This is a genomic window from Yersinia sp. FDAARGOS_228 (genome assembly GCF_002073315.2).
GTDB classification, from domain to species: Bacteria; Pseudomonadota; Gammaproteobacteria; order Enterobacterales; family Enterobacteriaceae; genus Yersinia; species Yersinia intermedia.
On record NZ_CP020409.2, the window covers coordinates 1,871,138 to 1,888,121 of the forward strand.

Consider the following 16,984-nt stretch of genomic DNA (forward strand, 5'->3'; position numbering starts at 1 on the left):
GTCTTAGCCTTATTGATGGTAGGGTGCGCCAGTTCGCCGGACCAAACGCAGCCTAAAGCCTGGCTTAAGCCTGGAGTGCGGGTCGCTTTGCCGCAACCAGTCTTGGCACAACCTATCAATCAGCAGCAATTACTGACCGCAACAGCACAGGGGAAGCAACAATCATTATTAGTGCTACTTCAGGCTGATGGGCAGCGCTTAACCTTGGTTGGGCTGTCGCCGCTTGGCATCCGCTTATTCAAGGTTTCCTATGACCAGCAAGGTATTCATTTAGAACAAACTATGAAAATTGTTGGATTACCTCCAGCAAATCAGGTTCTTGCCGATATTATGTTGAGTTATTGGCCCATCACGTCATGGCGTCCGTTATTACCCGAAAATTGGCGGCTGGTAGATGAAGGGGATAAACGCAGACTCTATGATGATAAAAACCAAATAGTGACGGAGATTAGCTACCAGATATCAGGTAGTACCCGTAAACCAATTACTATTGAGCAATTTGTCTTTCACTACCGTATTACTATCCAGAATGTGGAGGACTAATTGCGATGGTCTATTTCTCTGCAGTTGGCATGGTTAATGCGTTAGGTAGCTCACTGTCTGAGGTGAGTGCGAGCCTTCGTGCCGGGCTGGCCCCCGGCATGGCACCCCAGCAAGGGTGGCTCTTGGGTGATTCGCCTATCTGGCTGGGGGCGGTGAATACTGAATTACCGGCCTTGCCCGAGCCACTTTTGCAGCACAATAGCCGGAATAACCGCCTGTTGTTAGCGGCATTGTCGCAGATTCAACCTGAGGTTTCCGCATGCATCCTTCGCTATGGCGCATCACGGGTTGCTGTGATTATGGGAACCAGCACCTCAGGTATTTTTGAGGGGGAGCGGGCAGTTAGAGAATATATGCCCGGTTCTGGTGATGTCGCCGGGCAGTTTCCGCCAGGGTACCACTATCAACAGCAGGAGTTAGGTGATCCTAGTATCTTCCTCTCCCGTTATTTGGGGTTGAATGGCCCAAGTTATACCGTGTCCACGGCTTGTTCTTCCAGTGTACGGGCGATTATCAGCGGTAAGCGTTTGATCGAGTCTGGAATGGTCGATGCGGCGATAGTCGGTGGCGCTGACAGTTTGTGCCGTATGCCAATCAATGGTTTTAATAGTCTGGAGTCACTCTCGGCTGAGCGTTGTACCCCTTTTGCCGCCGGGCGCAAAGGGATCAACGTGGGGGAGGCCGCAGCGTTGATTTTATTGTCACGCGAGCCTTCACCTGTAGCACTACTCGGCGTGGGGGAGTCTTCCGATGCCTGGCATATGTCCGCCCCGCATCCTGAAGGGCATGGGGCGGAACAGGCTATCAGGCTGGCGTTACGTCAGGCAGGATTGCAACCCGCTGATGTGGGCTATATCAATCTGCATGGCACGGCGACGCGGTTAAATGATCAGATAGAAGCGCTGGTTGTGAATAGAGTCTTTGGTCATCAGACACCTTGCAGTTCAACCAAACATCTTACCGGGCATACGTTGGGGGCCGCTGGGGCCACAGAGGCAGCGCTTAGCTGGCTGATGTTGAGCCGGACTTTACCCTTACCAGTACAAGATTTTTCTCATAGTGCTTGGGATGCAACTTTGGCCGAGATTAATTTGGTCACCAAACCGGAAGTACTTAAAACCCCGGTTATTTTGTCGAACTCATTCGCTTTTGGTGGCAACAACGCGTGTGTGATATTAGGAGCCGGCTGATGGCGTATTCCGCTGAACATTACCTACCGCATCAATCACCAATGGTGATGCTGGATGACGTCCATAGCGTAGGGGAGGACGGGGCTGAATGCAGCGTCACGCTGAGTAAGGATGGGGTGCTTGCGCCTTTCCTCGATGCTCAGGGCTGCCTCCCCAACTGGTTTGCTATCGAATTAATGGCACAAACTATCGGCGCGTGGCGTGGCTGGCATGGCTTGGCACAAGCGATACCCCCCACGATAGGGATGCTACTTGGTGGGCGAGCTATCAGTTGTGAATTACCGGTATTTCCAGCGGGTAGCAAGCTTCAGGTTTGCGTCCAGTTAATCCTGCAAGATGAAAAAATTGGCAGTTTCGAGTGCTGTATCAACATGGCAGGAAAGCAGGTTGCTCGTGGTCGGTTAAATACTTATCAACCAGATGCCGAAGAAATAAAAAAACTTACATTGGGGAAAGGCGCATGAAGCGTTCTATTTTAGTCACCGGGGCCAGCAAAGGGATAGGGCGAGCTATCGCACGCCGTCTGGCTGCGGATGGTTTTTTAGTGGTTGTGCATTATCACCAAGATCTTGCTGGCGGTGAAGCGACACTGGCTCAGATTATTGAGGCGGGTGGTGAAGGGCGCTTGATTTGTTTTGATATCAGCGACAGGCTGCAGTGTAAAGAGGTACTCGAGCAGGATATCGCCACTCATGGTGCCTACTACGGCGTGGTGAATAATGCCGGTATCACACGTGATGGCGCATTCCCAGCATTGACGCAAGAGGATTGGGATGGCGTCATTCATACTAATCTGGACAGTTTCTATAATGTGTTGCACCCCTGCGTAATGCCGATGATTGGTTTACGTAACGGCGGGCGCATTATCGCACTTTCTTCGGTCTCTGGTGTGGTGGGGAATCGTGGTCAGGTGAATTACAGTGCGGCTAAAGCAGGGGTTATCGGGGCTTGTAAGGCTCTGGCGCTGGAGTTGGCTAAACGCAAGATTACCGTGAATTGTATTGCACCTGGGTTGATTGATACTGGCATGATCAATATGGAGCCTATCGCGCTGCAAGAAGCCATGCGGATGATCCCACTTAAACGAATGGGAGAGGCCGAAGAGGTGGCTGGGTTAGCCAGTTACCTGATGTCAGATATTGCCGGTTATGTCACGCGTCAGGTGATCTCAATTAATGGAGGAATGGTATGAGCAGCAGGATGGTTGCCACCAATAGAGTTGTGATTACCGGAATGAGTGGAGTCACCGCCTTTGGCAATAACTGGGTGGATATTTCAGCACGTATTTATGCCGGTCAAAATGCGGTGCAATATATGCCGCAGTGGGAAGAGTATCAGGGGCTGAATACCCATTTAGGTGCGCCGATTGATGATTTTGTGGTGCCTGCACATTACACCCGTAAACGAATTCGCTCGATGGGGCGGGTATCCTTGTTGGCCACCAGAGCCACTGAGCTGGCGCTAGAGCAAGCGGGTCTGATGGGGGAAGATGTACTTACCAATGGGGATACTGGGATTGCCTATGGCTCTTCTACCGGTAGCACTAAGCCGGTGAGTGAATTTGCCACGATGTTAACCGAAAAACACACCAACAATATTACCGGCACGACCTATGTGCAAATGATGCCGCATACGGCGGCGGTGAATACCGGGCTATTTTTTGGTTTACGCGGGCGGGTTATTCCTACCTCAAGTGCTTGTACGTCAGGTAGTCAGGCAATTGGCTATGCCTATGAAGCAATCCGTCATGGCTACCAGAAAGTGATGGTTGCTGGTGGTGCAGAGGAACTGTGCCCTTCCGAGGCGGCAGTGTTTGATACCTTGTTTGCCACCAGCCAGCTAAATGATTCACCAAAATTATCGCCAAGGCCATTTGATCGCCAACGTGATGGTTTGGTCATTGGTGAAGGGGCGGGTACGTTGATTTTGGAAGAACTCGATCACGCCAAAGCACGTGGTGCCACTATTTATGGTGAAATCATCGGTTTTTATACTAATTGCGATGCCAGCCATATTACTCAACCGCAAAAAGAGACCATGCAAATCTGCATTGAAAAGGCGTTACTAAGCGCGGGCCTGGCTGCCGCTGATATTGGCTATATCAGTGCTCATGGTACCGCAACTGAACGCGGGGATATTGCCGAGAGTCAGGCTACCGCGGCTGTTTTTGGTAACCGGACCCCAATTTCCTCTTTGAAAAGTTATTTTGGTCATACCTTAGGGGCTTGCGGTGCTCTTGAAGCCTGGATGAGTCTGGAGATGATGCGGGCCGGGCGTTTCGCACCAACCATTAATCTTACTGACCCTGATCCCGCCTGTGGTGACCTGGATTACCTGATGGGCGAGGGGCGTTATATTGATACCGAATTCTTCCAAACAAATAACTTTGCGTTTGGCGGTATTAACACCTCATTGGTGATCCGCCGCTGGCCGTAACCGCCATTGGTTTCCTTATTGACCAACGCTGCTAATCTGGCCCGTAACATGTTAGCGCAGGAATTACGCTTGAGTGCTGACGATATGGCACTCAAGCGTCGCTGGATCGCGGTGAGCGATGAGCCAGCCCTGAAGGCTCGGCACCAGGATGGGATTAAGCGTGGTTTAATCCTTCATCTGAGCCATCTACCTCTGTGACTGGCTTCAAAAAGTAGGGGATTATTTGGCAGGGAACATTTGTGTCAGGCGTTCATTGATAAAATCAATAAAACAACGCAGCCGGTTACTGACAGCCTGATCACTGTAATACACCGCATTAATAGGCATAACAACGGGCAGAGTATGTTCCACCAGTAGCGGCACTAAGTCCCCACGTTGTAGATCGCGCCTGATCATGAAATCGGATAAGCAAGCAATGCCATTCCCCTCAAGGCAAAGGCGGCGTTGCGTCTCCCCATTATTTGACGTTAAATCTGAATTTATTTCATAAAGTTGCCCATCTGCACCTGCGAGCGGCCAACGATTTAACACTGGTAAATCATTGAACCCCAGACATAAATGATGCTGTAAATCCGCCACCGTTTGCGGTGTGCCATGCTGTTCCAGGTAGGCCGGTGAGGCCAGAATATGGCGGTAACTGGTCATCAGCTTTCTGGCACGTAAGGTGGAGTCCTGTAACGTGCCCACCCTGATGGCAATATCAACTTTTCGCTCAATCAGGTTAATAAAGGTCTCCGACGAAACCAGTGATAATGTCACCAATGGATAACGCTGACGAAACTCCGCCATCAGCGGAGCCAGAATGTGCAACACCACTGGAGTCGAAGCATCAATACGCAGCAATCCTTTGGGATTTAACTGATTATCGAGTATCTCGTTTTCCGCCGTGGCCATTTCACGCAGAATATTTTGCACTCGCCGAAAATAGTGTTCGCCTTCTTGCGTCAGGCTGATTTGCCGGGTTGTACGATTTAGCAGCGTCACCCCCAGCTTGCCTTCGAGTTTTTTTACTGTGCGGCTGACCACTGAATTAGCTTGATCCAGTTGCTCTGCCGCACGACTAAAACTGCCACATTCCACCACGGTAACAAAAGTAATCAGTTCATCTGAATGCGTTTTCATTGTTGCTACTCCAGCAAAAATATTTTGATATTTTGAGCATTTTTGTTATTTAACCATAGGGACATAATAGCCGCTATCAAATTGACCCCTATTTCTGGAGTAATTATGCCGCTTGCATTATTGGCACTGACCATCAGTGCATTCGCTATTGGTACCACTGAATTTGTGATTGTCGGGCTGGTTCCGACCATCGCAGAACAACTGGGGGTTTCTGTGCCGTCCGCTGGTTTATTAGTTTCAATCTATGCATTGGGCGTTGCTATTGGTGCTCCAGTGCTAACCGCATTAACCGGGCGTATACCGCGTAAAATGTTATTGATTGGTTTGATGGTCTTGTTCACCCTAGGTAACTTATTAGCCTGGCAATCCCCCGGTTATGAGACTTTGGTTATTGCTCGTTTACTCACCGGTCTGGCTCACGGTGTTTTCTTCTCGATTGGTTCGACGATTGCTACCAGTTTGGTGCCAAAGGAGAAAGCCGCGTCGGCGATTGCTATCATGTTTGGCGGTTTAACGGTGGCACTGGTCACCGGGGTTCCGCTCGGGACATTTATTGGCCAGCATTTTGGCTGGAGGGAGACTTTCCTTGCGGTGTCACTGATTGGGGTTATTGCCATTATTGCCAGTGCCATTTTGGTTCCCAGTAATATTCCCAATAAGGCTTCAGCCAGTATAAAGCAGCAGTTACAGGTGCTCACCCACCCACGTTTACTGCTGATTTATGCCATTACCGCCTTGGGATACGGTGGTTTCTTCACCATGTTTACTTTCCTTGCGCCGGTGATGCAAGAGCTGGCTGGATTCTCACCCGCAGCAGTGAGTTGGATCTTACTGGCATATGGTGTATCGGTCGCGATGGGCAATATCTGGGGCGGTAAACTCGCAGATCGCCATGGTGCGGTACCTGCTTTGAGCTTTATTTTTACCGCACTTGCTGTCTTACTGTTTGTTTTCCAATTCAGCGCCAGTCACAGTATTGCGGCATTAATTACGTTGCTGGTCATGGGGGTTTTTGCCTTTGGTAACGTCCCCGGTTTACAGGCTTATGTGGTGCAGAAAGCGGAAGAATATACGCCACATGCCGTTGACGTTGCTTCTGGCCTGAATATCGCGGCGTTTAATGTAGGGATTGCGTTAGGATCGATTATCGGCGGGCAGACCGTTATCCGGGTTGGGGTGGCTCAGACCCCTTGGATCGGTGGCGTGATTGTTATTGGTGCACTATTACTGGTGACACTGAGTGGCAAACTGGACAAGAAGCACCAACGGCACGTTGCTGTCAGCTAAATTCTGGCAAGATAACTCAACAGTATCCATTGAAGCCTGCGACTGTAGGCTTTTTTGTTAATAGAAGGCTTATTAGTGCATTATTAATCACATAGATTGAATCTCTCCTTGTATACCCCAATATCAGCATAATCCCGTAACTAAAAGAAATTACTGACGGGAGCATCTGAGCGTATAATCAGTGAACTACCGGCTGTTGTTACCTCTTGAGCCAGAGTGATTTCGAATAAGGAATAGGCCATCAAAGTGCCGAAACGAACATACGCAATGCGATATGTTGCAGGTCAACCGGTTGAACAGATTTTCCCAGGTTCTGCTAAGCAACTGGGGCTAGGGTTACCGCCAGGCGCGCCATTGCCAACTTCTGAATTTCTGCGTGTGATGGTGTGGAATATCTTTAAGCAACAGCGGGCGGAATGGCTCTCAGTGCTCAAAGAGTTCGGGCGCGATGCTCAACTGATGCTACTGCAAGAAGCACAAACTACACCTGAGCTGGTGCGGTTTGCTACGTCTCACTATCAGGCCGCCGATCAGGTGCCTGCCTTTGCGCTGCCTCAGCACCCCTCAGGAGTGATGACGCTTGCAGCCACCCATCCGGTCTACTGTTGCCCCCTGCGTGAGAGAGAACCGTTACTGCGTTTGTCTAAATCGGCATTAATTACTGTTTACTCAATCCATGACGGCCGTTTATTGATGGTGGTAAACATTCACGCAGTGAATTTCAGCCTTGGTGTTGATGTTTACAGTAAACAACTTGAGCCAATTGGGGAACAAATCGCGATGCATCGCGGCCCGGTGATTCTGGCGGGGGACTTCAATGCGTGGAGCCGGCAGCGAGTTAATGCCTTACAGCGCTTTGCCCAAACTGTGGGGTTAGCTGAAGTTGAATTCCGGGCCGATAACCGTAGCCGTGCGTTTGGCCGACCGCTTGATTTTGTTTTTTATCGTGGTCTTACTCTTGCTGATGCGTCGGTATTAGTGACCCGAGCCTCTGATCACAATCCACTTCTGGTTGAATTCCAGCCATAAAAAAAGCACCCCGAAGGGTGCTTTTTAACAGCTTTAATCGCGATTCTGACTCTACGTATCCGGGGTTGATTTGCCGTTAACGAACAACGTCAATTTCAAGCCTGGTTGTAAACTATTAGCCTTGCTGACTACCGAATTCCATCGCATCACATCGTCGGTGTTTACACCGTGACGCTTGGCAATACTGGCAAAAGAATCACCTTTACGAACCTGATAGGTGATGCTGTTGCTGGTCTTTGTATTGCTTGCCAGTTGCAGGGTTTGCCCAACTTTTAAGGTGCTCTTGGCACGTAAGTTGTTCCAACTCTGCAAATCGCTGGTCTTGATATTCAACCGCTTGGCAATCGTAGATAAAGTATCGCCGGAGCTAACTTTATACTGCGAACTTGATGCTGATTTTGAGCTGTTCTGTGCCAACTTGGTTGGTTGAACGGCGGCAATATCAGTATCTGCCAATGAATCTTTAAGCTGCTCAGCATGGGCTTTCGGCAACATAATATAACGAGGACCATGTCCATCAGGTGCCGTTACATTGCGCTTATACCCAGAATTAAAGGATTTCAACTTAGTAAGTGACATCCCCGCCATCTCAGCCGCCTGAGTTAGCTGTATCTGCTGACCTACATCAACACGTGCTAATGCACGGTCTTTGTCGGGTTCTGGCAAGTTTATACCGTACTTTTTGCTGTTCTTGATTAAATCACCCAAGGCCAGCATTTTAGGAACATAAATTGACGTTTCACGTGGAAGCGACAATGCCCAAAAATTAGTCGGTTTACCCTTTGCCTTATTCGCTTTCACCGCTTGCATGACTCTGCCTTCACCACTGTTATAAGCCGCGACTGTTAACAACCAGTCACCGTCAAACATGTCGTTCAGGCGCTCCATCATATCAAGCGCTGCTTTGGTAGAAGCAACCACATCTCTGCGGCCGTCATACCATTGGTTTTGTTTCAAGCCATAGTTTCGACCTGTACTCGGCACTATCTGCCATAGCCCTGCGGCATTGGCGGATGATGTCGCGTGTGGGTCAAAAGCGCTCTCCACTATGGGTAGCAGTACCAGTTCCATCGGCATCTTACGTTTCTTAATTTGCTCGACTATCAGGTACATGTACGGCTCTGCCCGTAATGTTACATCGTGGAGATAGCTCTTATTTTTTAAGTATTTTTGTTTTTGTTCACGGATCCGGGAATTTTCCGGAACCTTCATCTTCAGCTCGTCGCTAATGAAGTTCCACAAATCTTGCTGCGCGAGGCCACTTTCACTATCAAGCCATCGCGCGTTGCCCTCTCGGGCGCTATTTGTGTACTCTCCTGCTTCACTCTCTTGACCTGCTGAAGACAAACTCTGTGCATGCTGTACGGGAACCTGTACGTCCTGCCTGGACGTCTGGCACCCAACAAGCAAGACTGAGGCGAGAAATATCGCTTTGGTCTTCATGTGTGTGTCAATGTCAGTTGCTTAAAAGACGACCAATCATACTTTGCTTCGACAAAAAACACAACTAAAAGCTCAGAAGCGGTCTTTCTGGGCGCGTAATTCAGAAAAAACTGAAGCAAGTGAGCTTGGTGGCGAGATAACGCCTATTTTCCTTTGTAAATCAATGTCATTGCAACGTAAAAAAACATTAATTTTGCGTTCAAATTGCAATTTTACCGGCAAGCTAGGTAGGTTTTTTGCCCGTAATTGCATGATTTGTTGTTGATATCTAGCAATATCTTCATCTGCGGGCAAAATGAAATGGGCAAACTTAAGATTTGCGAGAGTGTATTCATGCGCGCTGCAAATTAAGGTTTCATCGGGAAGCAGCGCGAGCCGTTGAATTGACGCATACATTTGCTCAGGTGTACCTTCAAACAGTCTGCCGCAGCCAGCGGAAAAAAGCGTGTCGCCGCAGAAAAGATAAGGTTCGCTGTAGTATGCAATGTGGCCAAGGGTGTGGCCGGGGACGGCAATAATGGTGTAGTTTTGGCCGCCAATTGTCAGGTGATCACCCCCATTTACGATAACTGTCGCACCTTTATTCGCTGTTTCTTGCGGGCCATAGACGGGAATATCGGGGAAATGGCGGCGTAACTCCGCCACACCACCGACGTGATCGTTGTGGTGATGGGTAAGCAAGATAGCCTGAGGGATATATTGGCCTTGGGCCACTGCTGCCAGTACCGGAGCGGATTCCCCCGGATCAACGATAACGCAGTGTTTTTGTGGGTTTGCCAATAGCCAAATGTAATTGTCTTGAAACGCCGGAATACTGATAAGATTCATTGGATACCTCTTTTGTTGGCAACCGCTTGAGCTTGAAAGAAGATAATATACCCGTCATCTTTCAAATCGCAGGTGTATTGGCTACTCTCGTTCATCCGCATCACTTACGAGTGTCAGCTCATCGGGATTAATGAGCCTCTTTGAGGTTCACTTGCTTGCCGCCTTCCTGCACTTTGAAATCTATTGGGTAGAAACATGAAACCAGCGCAAACACACCAACAGATCGATGCACCCACATCCTGGGCTGAGTTACCTTGGGGGGAGTATTATCGCGCAGCGCTCGAACAGCAATTACAACCTTGGTGGCCGAAGTTCTTTGGTTTTCATTTGTTGAAAATAGGCCAGTTAAGTGCGGAAATCGCCAGCGATAAATGTGCTATCTCCCATCAGGTTAATGTGGGGGAACAAGGTACTAATATGCAGGTGCTGGCCAGCCCATACCAGTTACCTTTTGCCGAAAAATCAGTAGATGCCTGTCTGTTATCCCACTCTTTAGCCTATGCCACTGATCCACATCGTATTTTGCGTGAGGTAGATAGGGTGCTTATCGATGACGGCTGGTTGGTTATCAGTAACTTCAATCCGATAAGTATATTGGGTGCTGGCAAGCTGGTACCACTATTACGCCAGCGCCAGCCCTACGTTAGCCGAATGTTTACTCAGATGCGCTTGCTGGATTGGCTGAGCCTACTGAACTATGAAGTTATGCATATGTCGTGCTTTCACGTTTTACCCTGGCATAAAGAAGGTGGGCGCTTTATCAGCACCCATCTACATGCATTGGGGTGTGTCAGCCTGATTGTGGCCCGTAAGCGCACTATACCTTTGACATTCAATCCGATGAAGTTTGGTGCACGTAAGCCTTGGTTCAGCCGTGCGGTTGGCGCAACCAAAAGTTATCGCGACCAACCTTGATTCGGTGTATGAAAGCCACTAATGCCGTGGCAACGTCAGGTAAGAAGAGTTAGTTGGGGATATAGCCAATATCGTCTTGTGTCGGTGAATTGGCCGCAAGGCGTGCCAGTTCATCGCAGCGTTCATTTTCAGGATGGCCAGCATGGCCTTTGACCCATTCCCATTGTACGGTATGGCCTTGGATTGCCAGATCCAGCCGTTGCCATAAATCGACATTACGTACCGGTTTGCGATCCGTGGTTTTCCAACCGCGCTTTTTCCAGTTGTGGATCCACTGTGTGATACCTTGACGCACATATTGGCTGTCAGTGCTGAGTGTCACCTGGCAAGGTGAGGTCAACGCTTCCAAGGCGACGATAGCAGCCATCAGTTCCATGCGGTTATTGGTTGTCAAACGGTAGCCAGCACTAAAGGTTTTTTCATGTTGTTTGTAACGCATAATTGCGCCATAACCACCGGGGCCAGGATTGCCAAGGCAAGATCCGTCGGTGAAAATTTCTACCTGTTTAGTCATCTCTGGTAGACTCTTCCTATCTGTTTAAACGTTAAGTCTGACATAAACGAGCGCTATGAGCACTGGCAATATGCAAGTTACACCGACCAGACAGATTGTTCTGGATACTGAAACCACCGGTATGAATAAGCTGGGCGTTCATTATGAAGGCCATCGGATTATTGAGATCGGTGCTGTTGAAGTGATCAACCGCCGCTTGACCGGCAGAAACTTCCATGTGTATGTGAAACCGGATCGTCTGGTCGACCCAGAGGCCTACGGTGTCCATGGTATCAGTGATGAGTTTTTAGCGGATAAGCCCACATTTGCTGATATTACGCCTGAGTTTCTTGAGTTTATCCGTGGTGCTGAGCTAGTCATTCATAATGCAGCGTTTGATATCGGCTTTATGGATTACGAGTTCCGTATGTTGCAGCAGGATATTCCGAAAACGGAAACCTTCTGTACCATCACCGATAGCCTGTTATTGGCGCGCCGTCTGTTCCCAGGCAAGCGTAATAACCTTGATGCGTTGTGCGATCGCTATCTGATAGATAATACCAAGCGAACGCTGCACGGCGCATTACTCGATGCCGAAATTCTGGCTGAAGTGTATCTGGCGATGACTGGCGGTCAGACGTCACTGTCTTTCTCTATGGAAGGCGATCAGTCGCAAAATGATTCTTCCGAAGATATTCAGCGAATTACCCGACCAGCATCTGAGTTGAAAATAATTTATGCGGCTGAAGATGAGTTGCTAGCCCATGAATCGCGTTTGGATTTGGTGATGAAGAAGGGCGGCAGTTGTTTGTGGCGGATGCCGCTTGAATCGGAAGATAGTGCAAATGCAGAATAAAACGACTTCCAGATGAAAAACTGTGCAAACGGCTTATTTTGCTGGAAAAAATGTTGACGAGATTGCGTTCTATACGTAATATCTGCCTCGTTCTTAACCGGAACAGCAGCGTGGTGCGGTAGTTCAGTCGGTTAGAATACCGGCCTGTCACGCCGGGGGTCGCGGGTTCGAGTCCCGTCCGCACCGCCAACATTCAGACCCCAGTCTTATAAACAGACTGGGGTTTTTTATTTGTGGTCGATCATGTAACTGTCTCGTGACATTATTGGGGGAACTTTACCGCCCAGTAAAAACGACACGCATTTCCAATCTGCGAACGGCTTTCATCGGTAACTGTGGCTCAGGGTAAACCCCACAGATCTTACACTTGTGCTTATCTTTCCCCGCAGTGAATACTTGCGCCAAAAAAACAGTATTTAATATTGGCAGCATTATGACTAAACGCCGCTAGCGTAATTTATATGTCAGATGATGCTTATGCCTTGAAAAGGGCGTAGCAACTGAATATAGCCACTCCCTTTTATCCTATTTACAGCCCCGTGATGTATAAAACAGTTCAACCTAAATTGAGTTCTGCTGAACACGGGGTAAACATAACGTCTGGTTAAACCAGCAGATTCAGTAATAGTACAATACCCGGCCCTACTATCGAATTATTCAATTCCAGCAGCCCCACGTGTTAAAAGTATCTTTAATAGATAATCCGAAATACTCTTAAATAACCGGAATGCAGCATCATTAACTCTGGTTCCCTTCGAATAAACCTCTATTATATGTTATTCAGTCCGTATGCGATATTGTTGTTCAACGAAAGCATCACCTGGGGTATTTTTGCCTGTTGCTCGCAGAATAGAAGGGAAGCCATAAAACATGGCAAAAAATGTGTTTTTTTCTATTTCTTTGTGGGAAATTTCAGATTTTAATTGTGGAAATAAAGTGATTACATTGTAATAAATACAGTTAATAATGATTTTTTTATCGGGGTAATTCAGTATTATTTTGTAACTTGTTGTAAAACATATTGTTTTTATTCCCTTTCGACATGTGGTTAAAGAGTGCTAACTCGTGTTATATGAACTGTTTTCTTATTCTTAATTTTTAAACAAATGAGTGAATGTTGGGTTTTAAATGGCGTTCCTCGCTACTGATGCATTATATAAATCGGTGTTTATTTGTGTTTGTGGTTTTTTATTTCGCAAGCCAAGGAGATTAATTAACAATTTAATGATTTGCTATCTGTATGGTAATTTCGGTGTGATATTTTGTTAAAAGTAAATTAGAAGATATAGTCTGTCTGAAATAATATCTGCAACAGATTGCTTTTCTGTAAGGAACTCATAAAAGCTTGGCGCTAACGTTATTTGTCTGGTTAAGAAAAATCATATTCATTTATTAATTAACTTTGCCGCGTCAGTTTATTCTGGATGCGTGACTCATGGATTATTTTCCACAGGCAGCGGTATGTTTTATCGCGTAATAGCGATGACAAATAAATTAACAATAACCCTGCAAGCGGGGAATACCGTTTCTTTTGTTTACTATTGCTTATTTTAGTTTGCCAGGTCCGGCGGTATCACCGTCTCTAGGGAACGCGTCAATGAAAAAACCCATCAGACTGTCCATTATTGCCACCTTGCTTATCGGGGGCGGTGTGCTGTCCTGCGGGTTGATACCCGAGATGGGGTACGCCGAGTCTTCTCCTACCCGTATTTATACGGTGGAAAGCCGTATCAGTCTCTATCAGATTGCGTTGCAAAGTGGTCTGGACCTGCGCACCTTGCGCAAACTCAATAACGGTAGCCTGGACAAGCGCGATGAGCTGAATGCCGGTGAAAGCCTGCTGTTGCCCGCCAATTCCCCTCTGTTTCCGCTCGACCCGCTGGCGGGCAAGGCCATTGCCAGTAACCTGCCGGAGCTGGGTATGGGTAATGACCCCGTTCCGCTGGTGAGCAGTGGTGAACAAAAAACGGCGGCTGCCGCGCACGCTGTCGGGGCGCAGAACTGGAACAACATGACCAGCGACCAGATGAAAAATCAGGCCGAAAGTTGGGCGAAAGGCCAGGCCAAGGCACAGGTGGTTGACCCGTTGCGCCAGCAGGCCCAGGAATTATTGGGCAAGTTCGGCAAGGCCCAGGTCAATCTGGCGGTGGACGACAACGGCAGCCTCAGCAAGAGTGCCTTCTCACTTTTTTCGCCCTGGTATGAGAACGACGCCATGGTGGCGTTTTCCCAGGTGGGGGTGCACCGTCAGGATAACCGGATGATTGGTAATCTCGGGGCCGGGGTGCGTTTTGATCAGGGCGACTGGCTGTTCGGTGCCAACACCTTCCTTGATCAGGATATCAGCCGCAATCACAGCCGATTAGGATTGGGGCTGGAGTGGTGGGCCGACAACCTCAAGCTGGCGAGCAACTATTATCACCCGCTGTCCGGCTGGAAAGACTCCAAAGACTTTGATGATTATCTGGAACGGCCAGCACGGGGTTTTGACGTGCGCGCCCAAGGCTACCTGCCGGTCTATCAGCAGTTAGGGGCATCCGCCGTGTATGAGCAGTATTACGGTGATGAAGTGGCGCTGTTCGGCAAGGATAACCTGCAAAAAGACCCCCATGCAGTGACCGTGGGTGTGAATTATACCCCGTTCCCGCTCGCCACCCTGAAGGTGAGCCACAAAATGGGCAAAGACGGCAAGAACAATACCGAGCTGGGTCTGCAAGTCAGCTACCAGCTCGGCACGCCACTGGAGAAACAACTGGACCCAGGCAATGTGGCGGCGATGCGCAGCCTGAAAGGCAGTCGGTATGACCTGGTGGATCGTAACTACGATATCGTACTGGAATACAAAGAAAAAGCCGTGCTGTCGCTGGATTTGGCGGCGGTGCCAGCAACCTTGCTGGAAGGCGATGTCTACATGATGCAACCGCTGGTGCGCAGCAAATACCGCATCACCAGTGTGAGTTGGCACGGTGATGCGGTGCCGCTGTTGCTGGTGCCCACGGCTGGGGCCAATAGCCCGCAGGGCTGGCAAATCACACTACCCGCATGGGACGCCACGCCGGGGGCCACCAACCTCTACACCCTGTCCATCAGTATCGTGGACGAGAAAGGCCATCAGGCCACCTCAAATGATGTGGAAATCCGGGTCGGACAACAACGCCTTGGGCGATTGTTCATCGATGGCGACAGCGCGATGCCCGCCACAGGTCTGGATGCTGACGCAGTGAAGTTGTCGGCGCATCTGGAAGACCATCAGGGAAAATCCATCAACGACGCGGCATTAGCGCCGGTTTGGGTAGCCAGAAGTCTCTATTCCGGGGCGGTAGTGCCGCTGGTGACGGGCCCGACCTGCCCGACCGATGAGGACGGTTTTCCTGACGCCTGCCTGCGGGTGGTGCATACCGCGACCGAGGTGCGTGATGGCATCACTTACTACGTCAGCTCGCTGATAAGTAATCAGCCAGGGACTTTTATTATTACCACCGACCTCGGGGCTTACGGTGTGACCAACGCGAAAACCATCACGTTCACGTCTGCGTCGCCGATGGAGACTGTCGTGGCTCGCGCCGAAATTCGCGATCCGGCGGGGGAAGATTTACTCACGACCCACAACGCACCGCAGGTGGGAGTGACTTATACCGTGGTGCTGTTTGACGAGAATGATGTGGATGTCACGGAGACTCTTCCGGCGGACGAGGTGCATTGGGCACTGGACGGGACCAATACGGCGGGGTGTGCCATTACCCTGGATAACCATGATACCGGCATGACCGGGTACACCTTTACCCCGCGACCTAACGCCAGCAGTAACAGCGGTGTGGTCTGCGGTGATCAGGGCTTTGGGTTGAAAGTGAATTACTGACCCATTTATGCGGGCTCCTCAGTGAATGCAGGGTAACGATGACGATGAAAATGACCACACACATGAAAAAAAGCCTGCGGTTGAATGCCGTGGCACTGGCATTGATGCTGGTGGGCAGTACGCTCAGTCCGGTCTGGGCGGGCAGTACGCCGACCACCACCGCTACCCAGGGCAGCGCTCCGTCACTGAGTGCGTCAAACAACCTGCCGCACACGGTGGATTTTAGCGGGACTTTTGCCAGCCAAGGTGCGCTGTCTACCGGTGACACAGTGGTGATGACCTATCACTACACCGACGCGGAGGGTGATGTGGATGATTCGCTGTCCACGGTGGTCTGGTACTACACCCTGAACGGGACTGATGTGCCGATAACGGCCATGACCAATGTCGCCGCCATTGATGGCGCACCGGGTACCTCGACCATCACTATTCCAGCCAGTGCACTGGGTGCGTCGGCCATCAAGGTGGAAATCTGGGAGCAATCCCAAACCGGTCTTCCGCTGCGCGGCCAGCAGTCGATTCTGGTGCTGGACACCAGTGGCGCAACCGGCGCGGGAGGCGGCGGTACGCTGACTCCGCCGGGGCCGGTTGTCTCGGGTGTGGGTATCAGTGGCGGGATATTCCTGGCATCGGACACACCGGGGGCAGGCAGTGGGGCTATCGATTACGCTCGCTCAACGACGGTCCACCCGACCGTGGGGGCCACGTATGTGTTCCGGGCCTGGGATGACAGCAACAGTAACGGGGTATGGGACGCGGGAGAAGCTGACCTGACAGCGACGGTGAGCCACATTCAATGGCAACTGGACGGCAGTAATGCGGCTGCGGCAGGCAGCAGTTCACCGGCAGTACTGTCTGGCCGCGCGATATCAGGGGCGACTACTCATAGCTATACCGTACCGGTCAACAGTGTTTCAAGCTCAGGGGCCATTCCGGGGGATCAGGGGTTCAGTCTGAAGGTGACTTTCGAGTAAGGCCATCTG

General features: G+C 49.9%; 16 protein-coding genes and 1 tRNA gene. 13 read left to right on the forward strand and 4 right to left on the reverse strand.

Annotation, left to right across the window (positions count from 1 at the left end; all coding sequences use genetic code 11):
* Positions 1-15 precede the first annotated feature (15 nt).
* From A6J67_RS08535 to A6J67_RS23435, 6 genes are read left to right on the forward strand one after another with little or no spacing between them, the layout of a single operon-like run.
* On the forward strand, positions 16-543 hold the full coding sequence (locus tag A6J67_RS08535) for a DUF3261 domain-containing protein (RefSeq protein ID WP_005190824.1): 528 nt from the start codon (positions 16-18) through the stop codon (positions 541-543).
* A gap of 5 nt (positions 544-548) precedes the next feature.
* Positions 549-1,733: a beta-ketoacyl-[acyl-carrier-protein] synthase family protein gene (locus tag A6J67_RS08540; RefSeq protein ID WP_050296801.1), complete on the forward strand. Its 1,185-nt coding sequence runs from the start codon at positions 549-551 to the stop codon at positions 1,731-1,733.
* Positions 1,733-2,197 (forward strand): hotdog family protein, encoded by a 465-nt coding sequence (locus A6J67_RS08545; protein WP_050296800.1) that lies wholly within the window; start codon positions 1,733-1,735, stop codon positions 2,195-2,197. Before A6J67_RS08540 ends, A6J67_RS08545 begins: the two co-directional genes overlap by 1 nt.
* Positions 2,194-2,925: a 3-ketoacyl-ACP reductase FabG2 gene (locus tag A6J67_RS08550; protein ID WP_050074209.1), complete on the forward strand. Its 732-nt coding sequence runs from the start codon at positions 2,194-2,196 to the stop codon at positions 2,923-2,925. The genes A6J67_RS08545 and A6J67_RS08550 overlap by 4 nt, the downstream gene beginning before the upstream one ends.
* Positions 2,926-2,933: 8 nt before the next feature.
* Entirely contained in the window at positions 2,934-4,169 is a 1,236-nt protein-coding gene (locus tag A6J67_RS08555; RefSeq protein ID WP_005190817.1) for a beta-ketoacyl-ACP synthase, read from the forward strand.
* Positions 4,170-4,187: 18 nt separating this feature from the next.
* The gene (locus A6J67_RS23435; RefSeq protein ID WP_032907561.1) at positions 4,188-4,367 is read left to right on the forward strand and encodes a hypothetical protein; all 180 of its coding nucleotides are present in this window, start codon (positions 4,188-4,190) and stop codon (positions 4,365-4,367) included.
* Positions 4,368-4,388: 21 nt separating this feature from the next.
* On the opposite strand, the gene yafC is transcribed toward A6J67_RS23435, so the two are convergent.
* Positions 4,389-5,291, reverse strand: a complete 903-nt coding sequence (gene yafC / locus A6J67_RS08565; RefSeq protein ID WP_050074210.1) for a DNA-binding transcriptional regulator YafC — start codon at positions 5,289-5,291, stop codon at positions 4,389-4,391.
* A gap of 105 nt (positions 5,292-5,396) precedes the next feature.
* On the opposite strand from yafC, the gene A6J67_RS08570 reads away from it, so the two are divergent.
* Entirely contained in the window at positions 5,397-6,578 is a 1,182-nt protein-coding gene (locus A6J67_RS08570) for an MFS transporter (RefSeq protein WP_050074212.1), read from the forward strand.
* Between the two features lie 246 nt (positions 6,579-6,824).
* Positions 6,825-7,607 (forward strand): endonuclease/exonuclease/phosphatase family protein, encoded by a 783-nt coding sequence (locus A6J67_RS08575; RefSeq protein ID WP_071843441.1) that lies wholly within the window; start codon positions 6,825-6,827, stop codon positions 7,605-7,607.
* Between the two features lie 51 nt (positions 7,608-7,658).
* Here A6J67_RS08575 and mltD read toward each other — a convergent pair whose 3' ends face one another.
* Entirely contained in the window at positions 7,659-9,050 is a 1,392-nt protein-coding gene (mltD, locus tag A6J67_RS08580) for a murein transglycosylase D (protein WP_042568464.1), read from the reverse strand.
* A gap of 72 nt (positions 9,051-9,122) precedes the next feature.
* Positions 9,123-9,878 (reverse strand): hydroxyacylglutathione hydrolase, encoded by a 756-nt coding sequence (gene gloB / locus A6J67_RS08585; RefSeq protein ID WP_050074220.1) that lies wholly within the window; start codon positions 9,876-9,878, stop codon positions 9,123-9,125.
* 195 nt (positions 9,879-10,073) lie between these two features.
* On the opposite strand from gloB, the gene A6J67_RS08590 reads away from it, so the two are divergent.
* Positions 10,074-10,793 (forward strand): class I SAM-dependent methyltransferase, encoded by a 720-nt coding sequence (locus A6J67_RS08590; protein WP_005190798.1) that lies wholly within the window; start codon positions 10,074-10,076, stop codon positions 10,791-10,793.
* Between the two features lie 49 nt (positions 10,794-10,842).
* Here A6J67_RS08590 and rnhA read toward each other — a convergent pair whose 3' ends face one another.
* A complete protein-coding gene (gene rnhA, locus A6J67_RS08595; protein ID WP_005190796.1) occupies positions 10,843-11,307 on the reverse strand; it encodes a ribonuclease HI in 465 nt (154 codons plus the stop codon).
* A gap of 70 nt (positions 11,308-11,377) precedes the next feature.
* On the opposite strand from rnhA, the gene dnaQ reads away from it, so the two are divergent.
* From dnaQ to A6J67_RS08615, 4 genes are all read left to right on the forward strand, one after another.
* Positions 11,378-12,142: a DNA polymerase III subunit epsilon gene (dnaQ, locus tag A6J67_RS08600; protein WP_042570022.1), complete on the forward strand. Its 765-nt coding sequence runs from the start codon at positions 11,378-11,380 to the stop codon at positions 12,140-12,142.
* A 112-nt stretch (positions 12,143-12,254) separates the two neighbouring features.
* Positions 12,255-12,331, forward strand: a tRNA-Asp gene (locus tag A6J67_RS08605).
* A gap of 1,408 nt (positions 12,332-13,739) precedes the next feature.
* On the forward strand, positions 13,740-16,001 hold the full coding sequence (locus A6J67_RS08610) for an inverse autotransporter beta domain-containing protein (RefSeq protein WP_080608140.1): 2,262 nt from the start codon (positions 13,740-13,742) through the stop codon (positions 15,999-16,001).
* 62 nt (positions 16,002-16,063) lie between these two features.
* The gene (locus A6J67_RS08615) at positions 16,064-16,975 is read left to right on the forward strand and encodes a SinI family autotransporter-associated protein (protein WP_226967888.1); all 912 of its coding nucleotides are present in this window, start codon (positions 16,064-16,066) and stop codon (positions 16,973-16,975) included.
* Positions 16,976-16,984 lie beyond the last annotated feature (9 nt).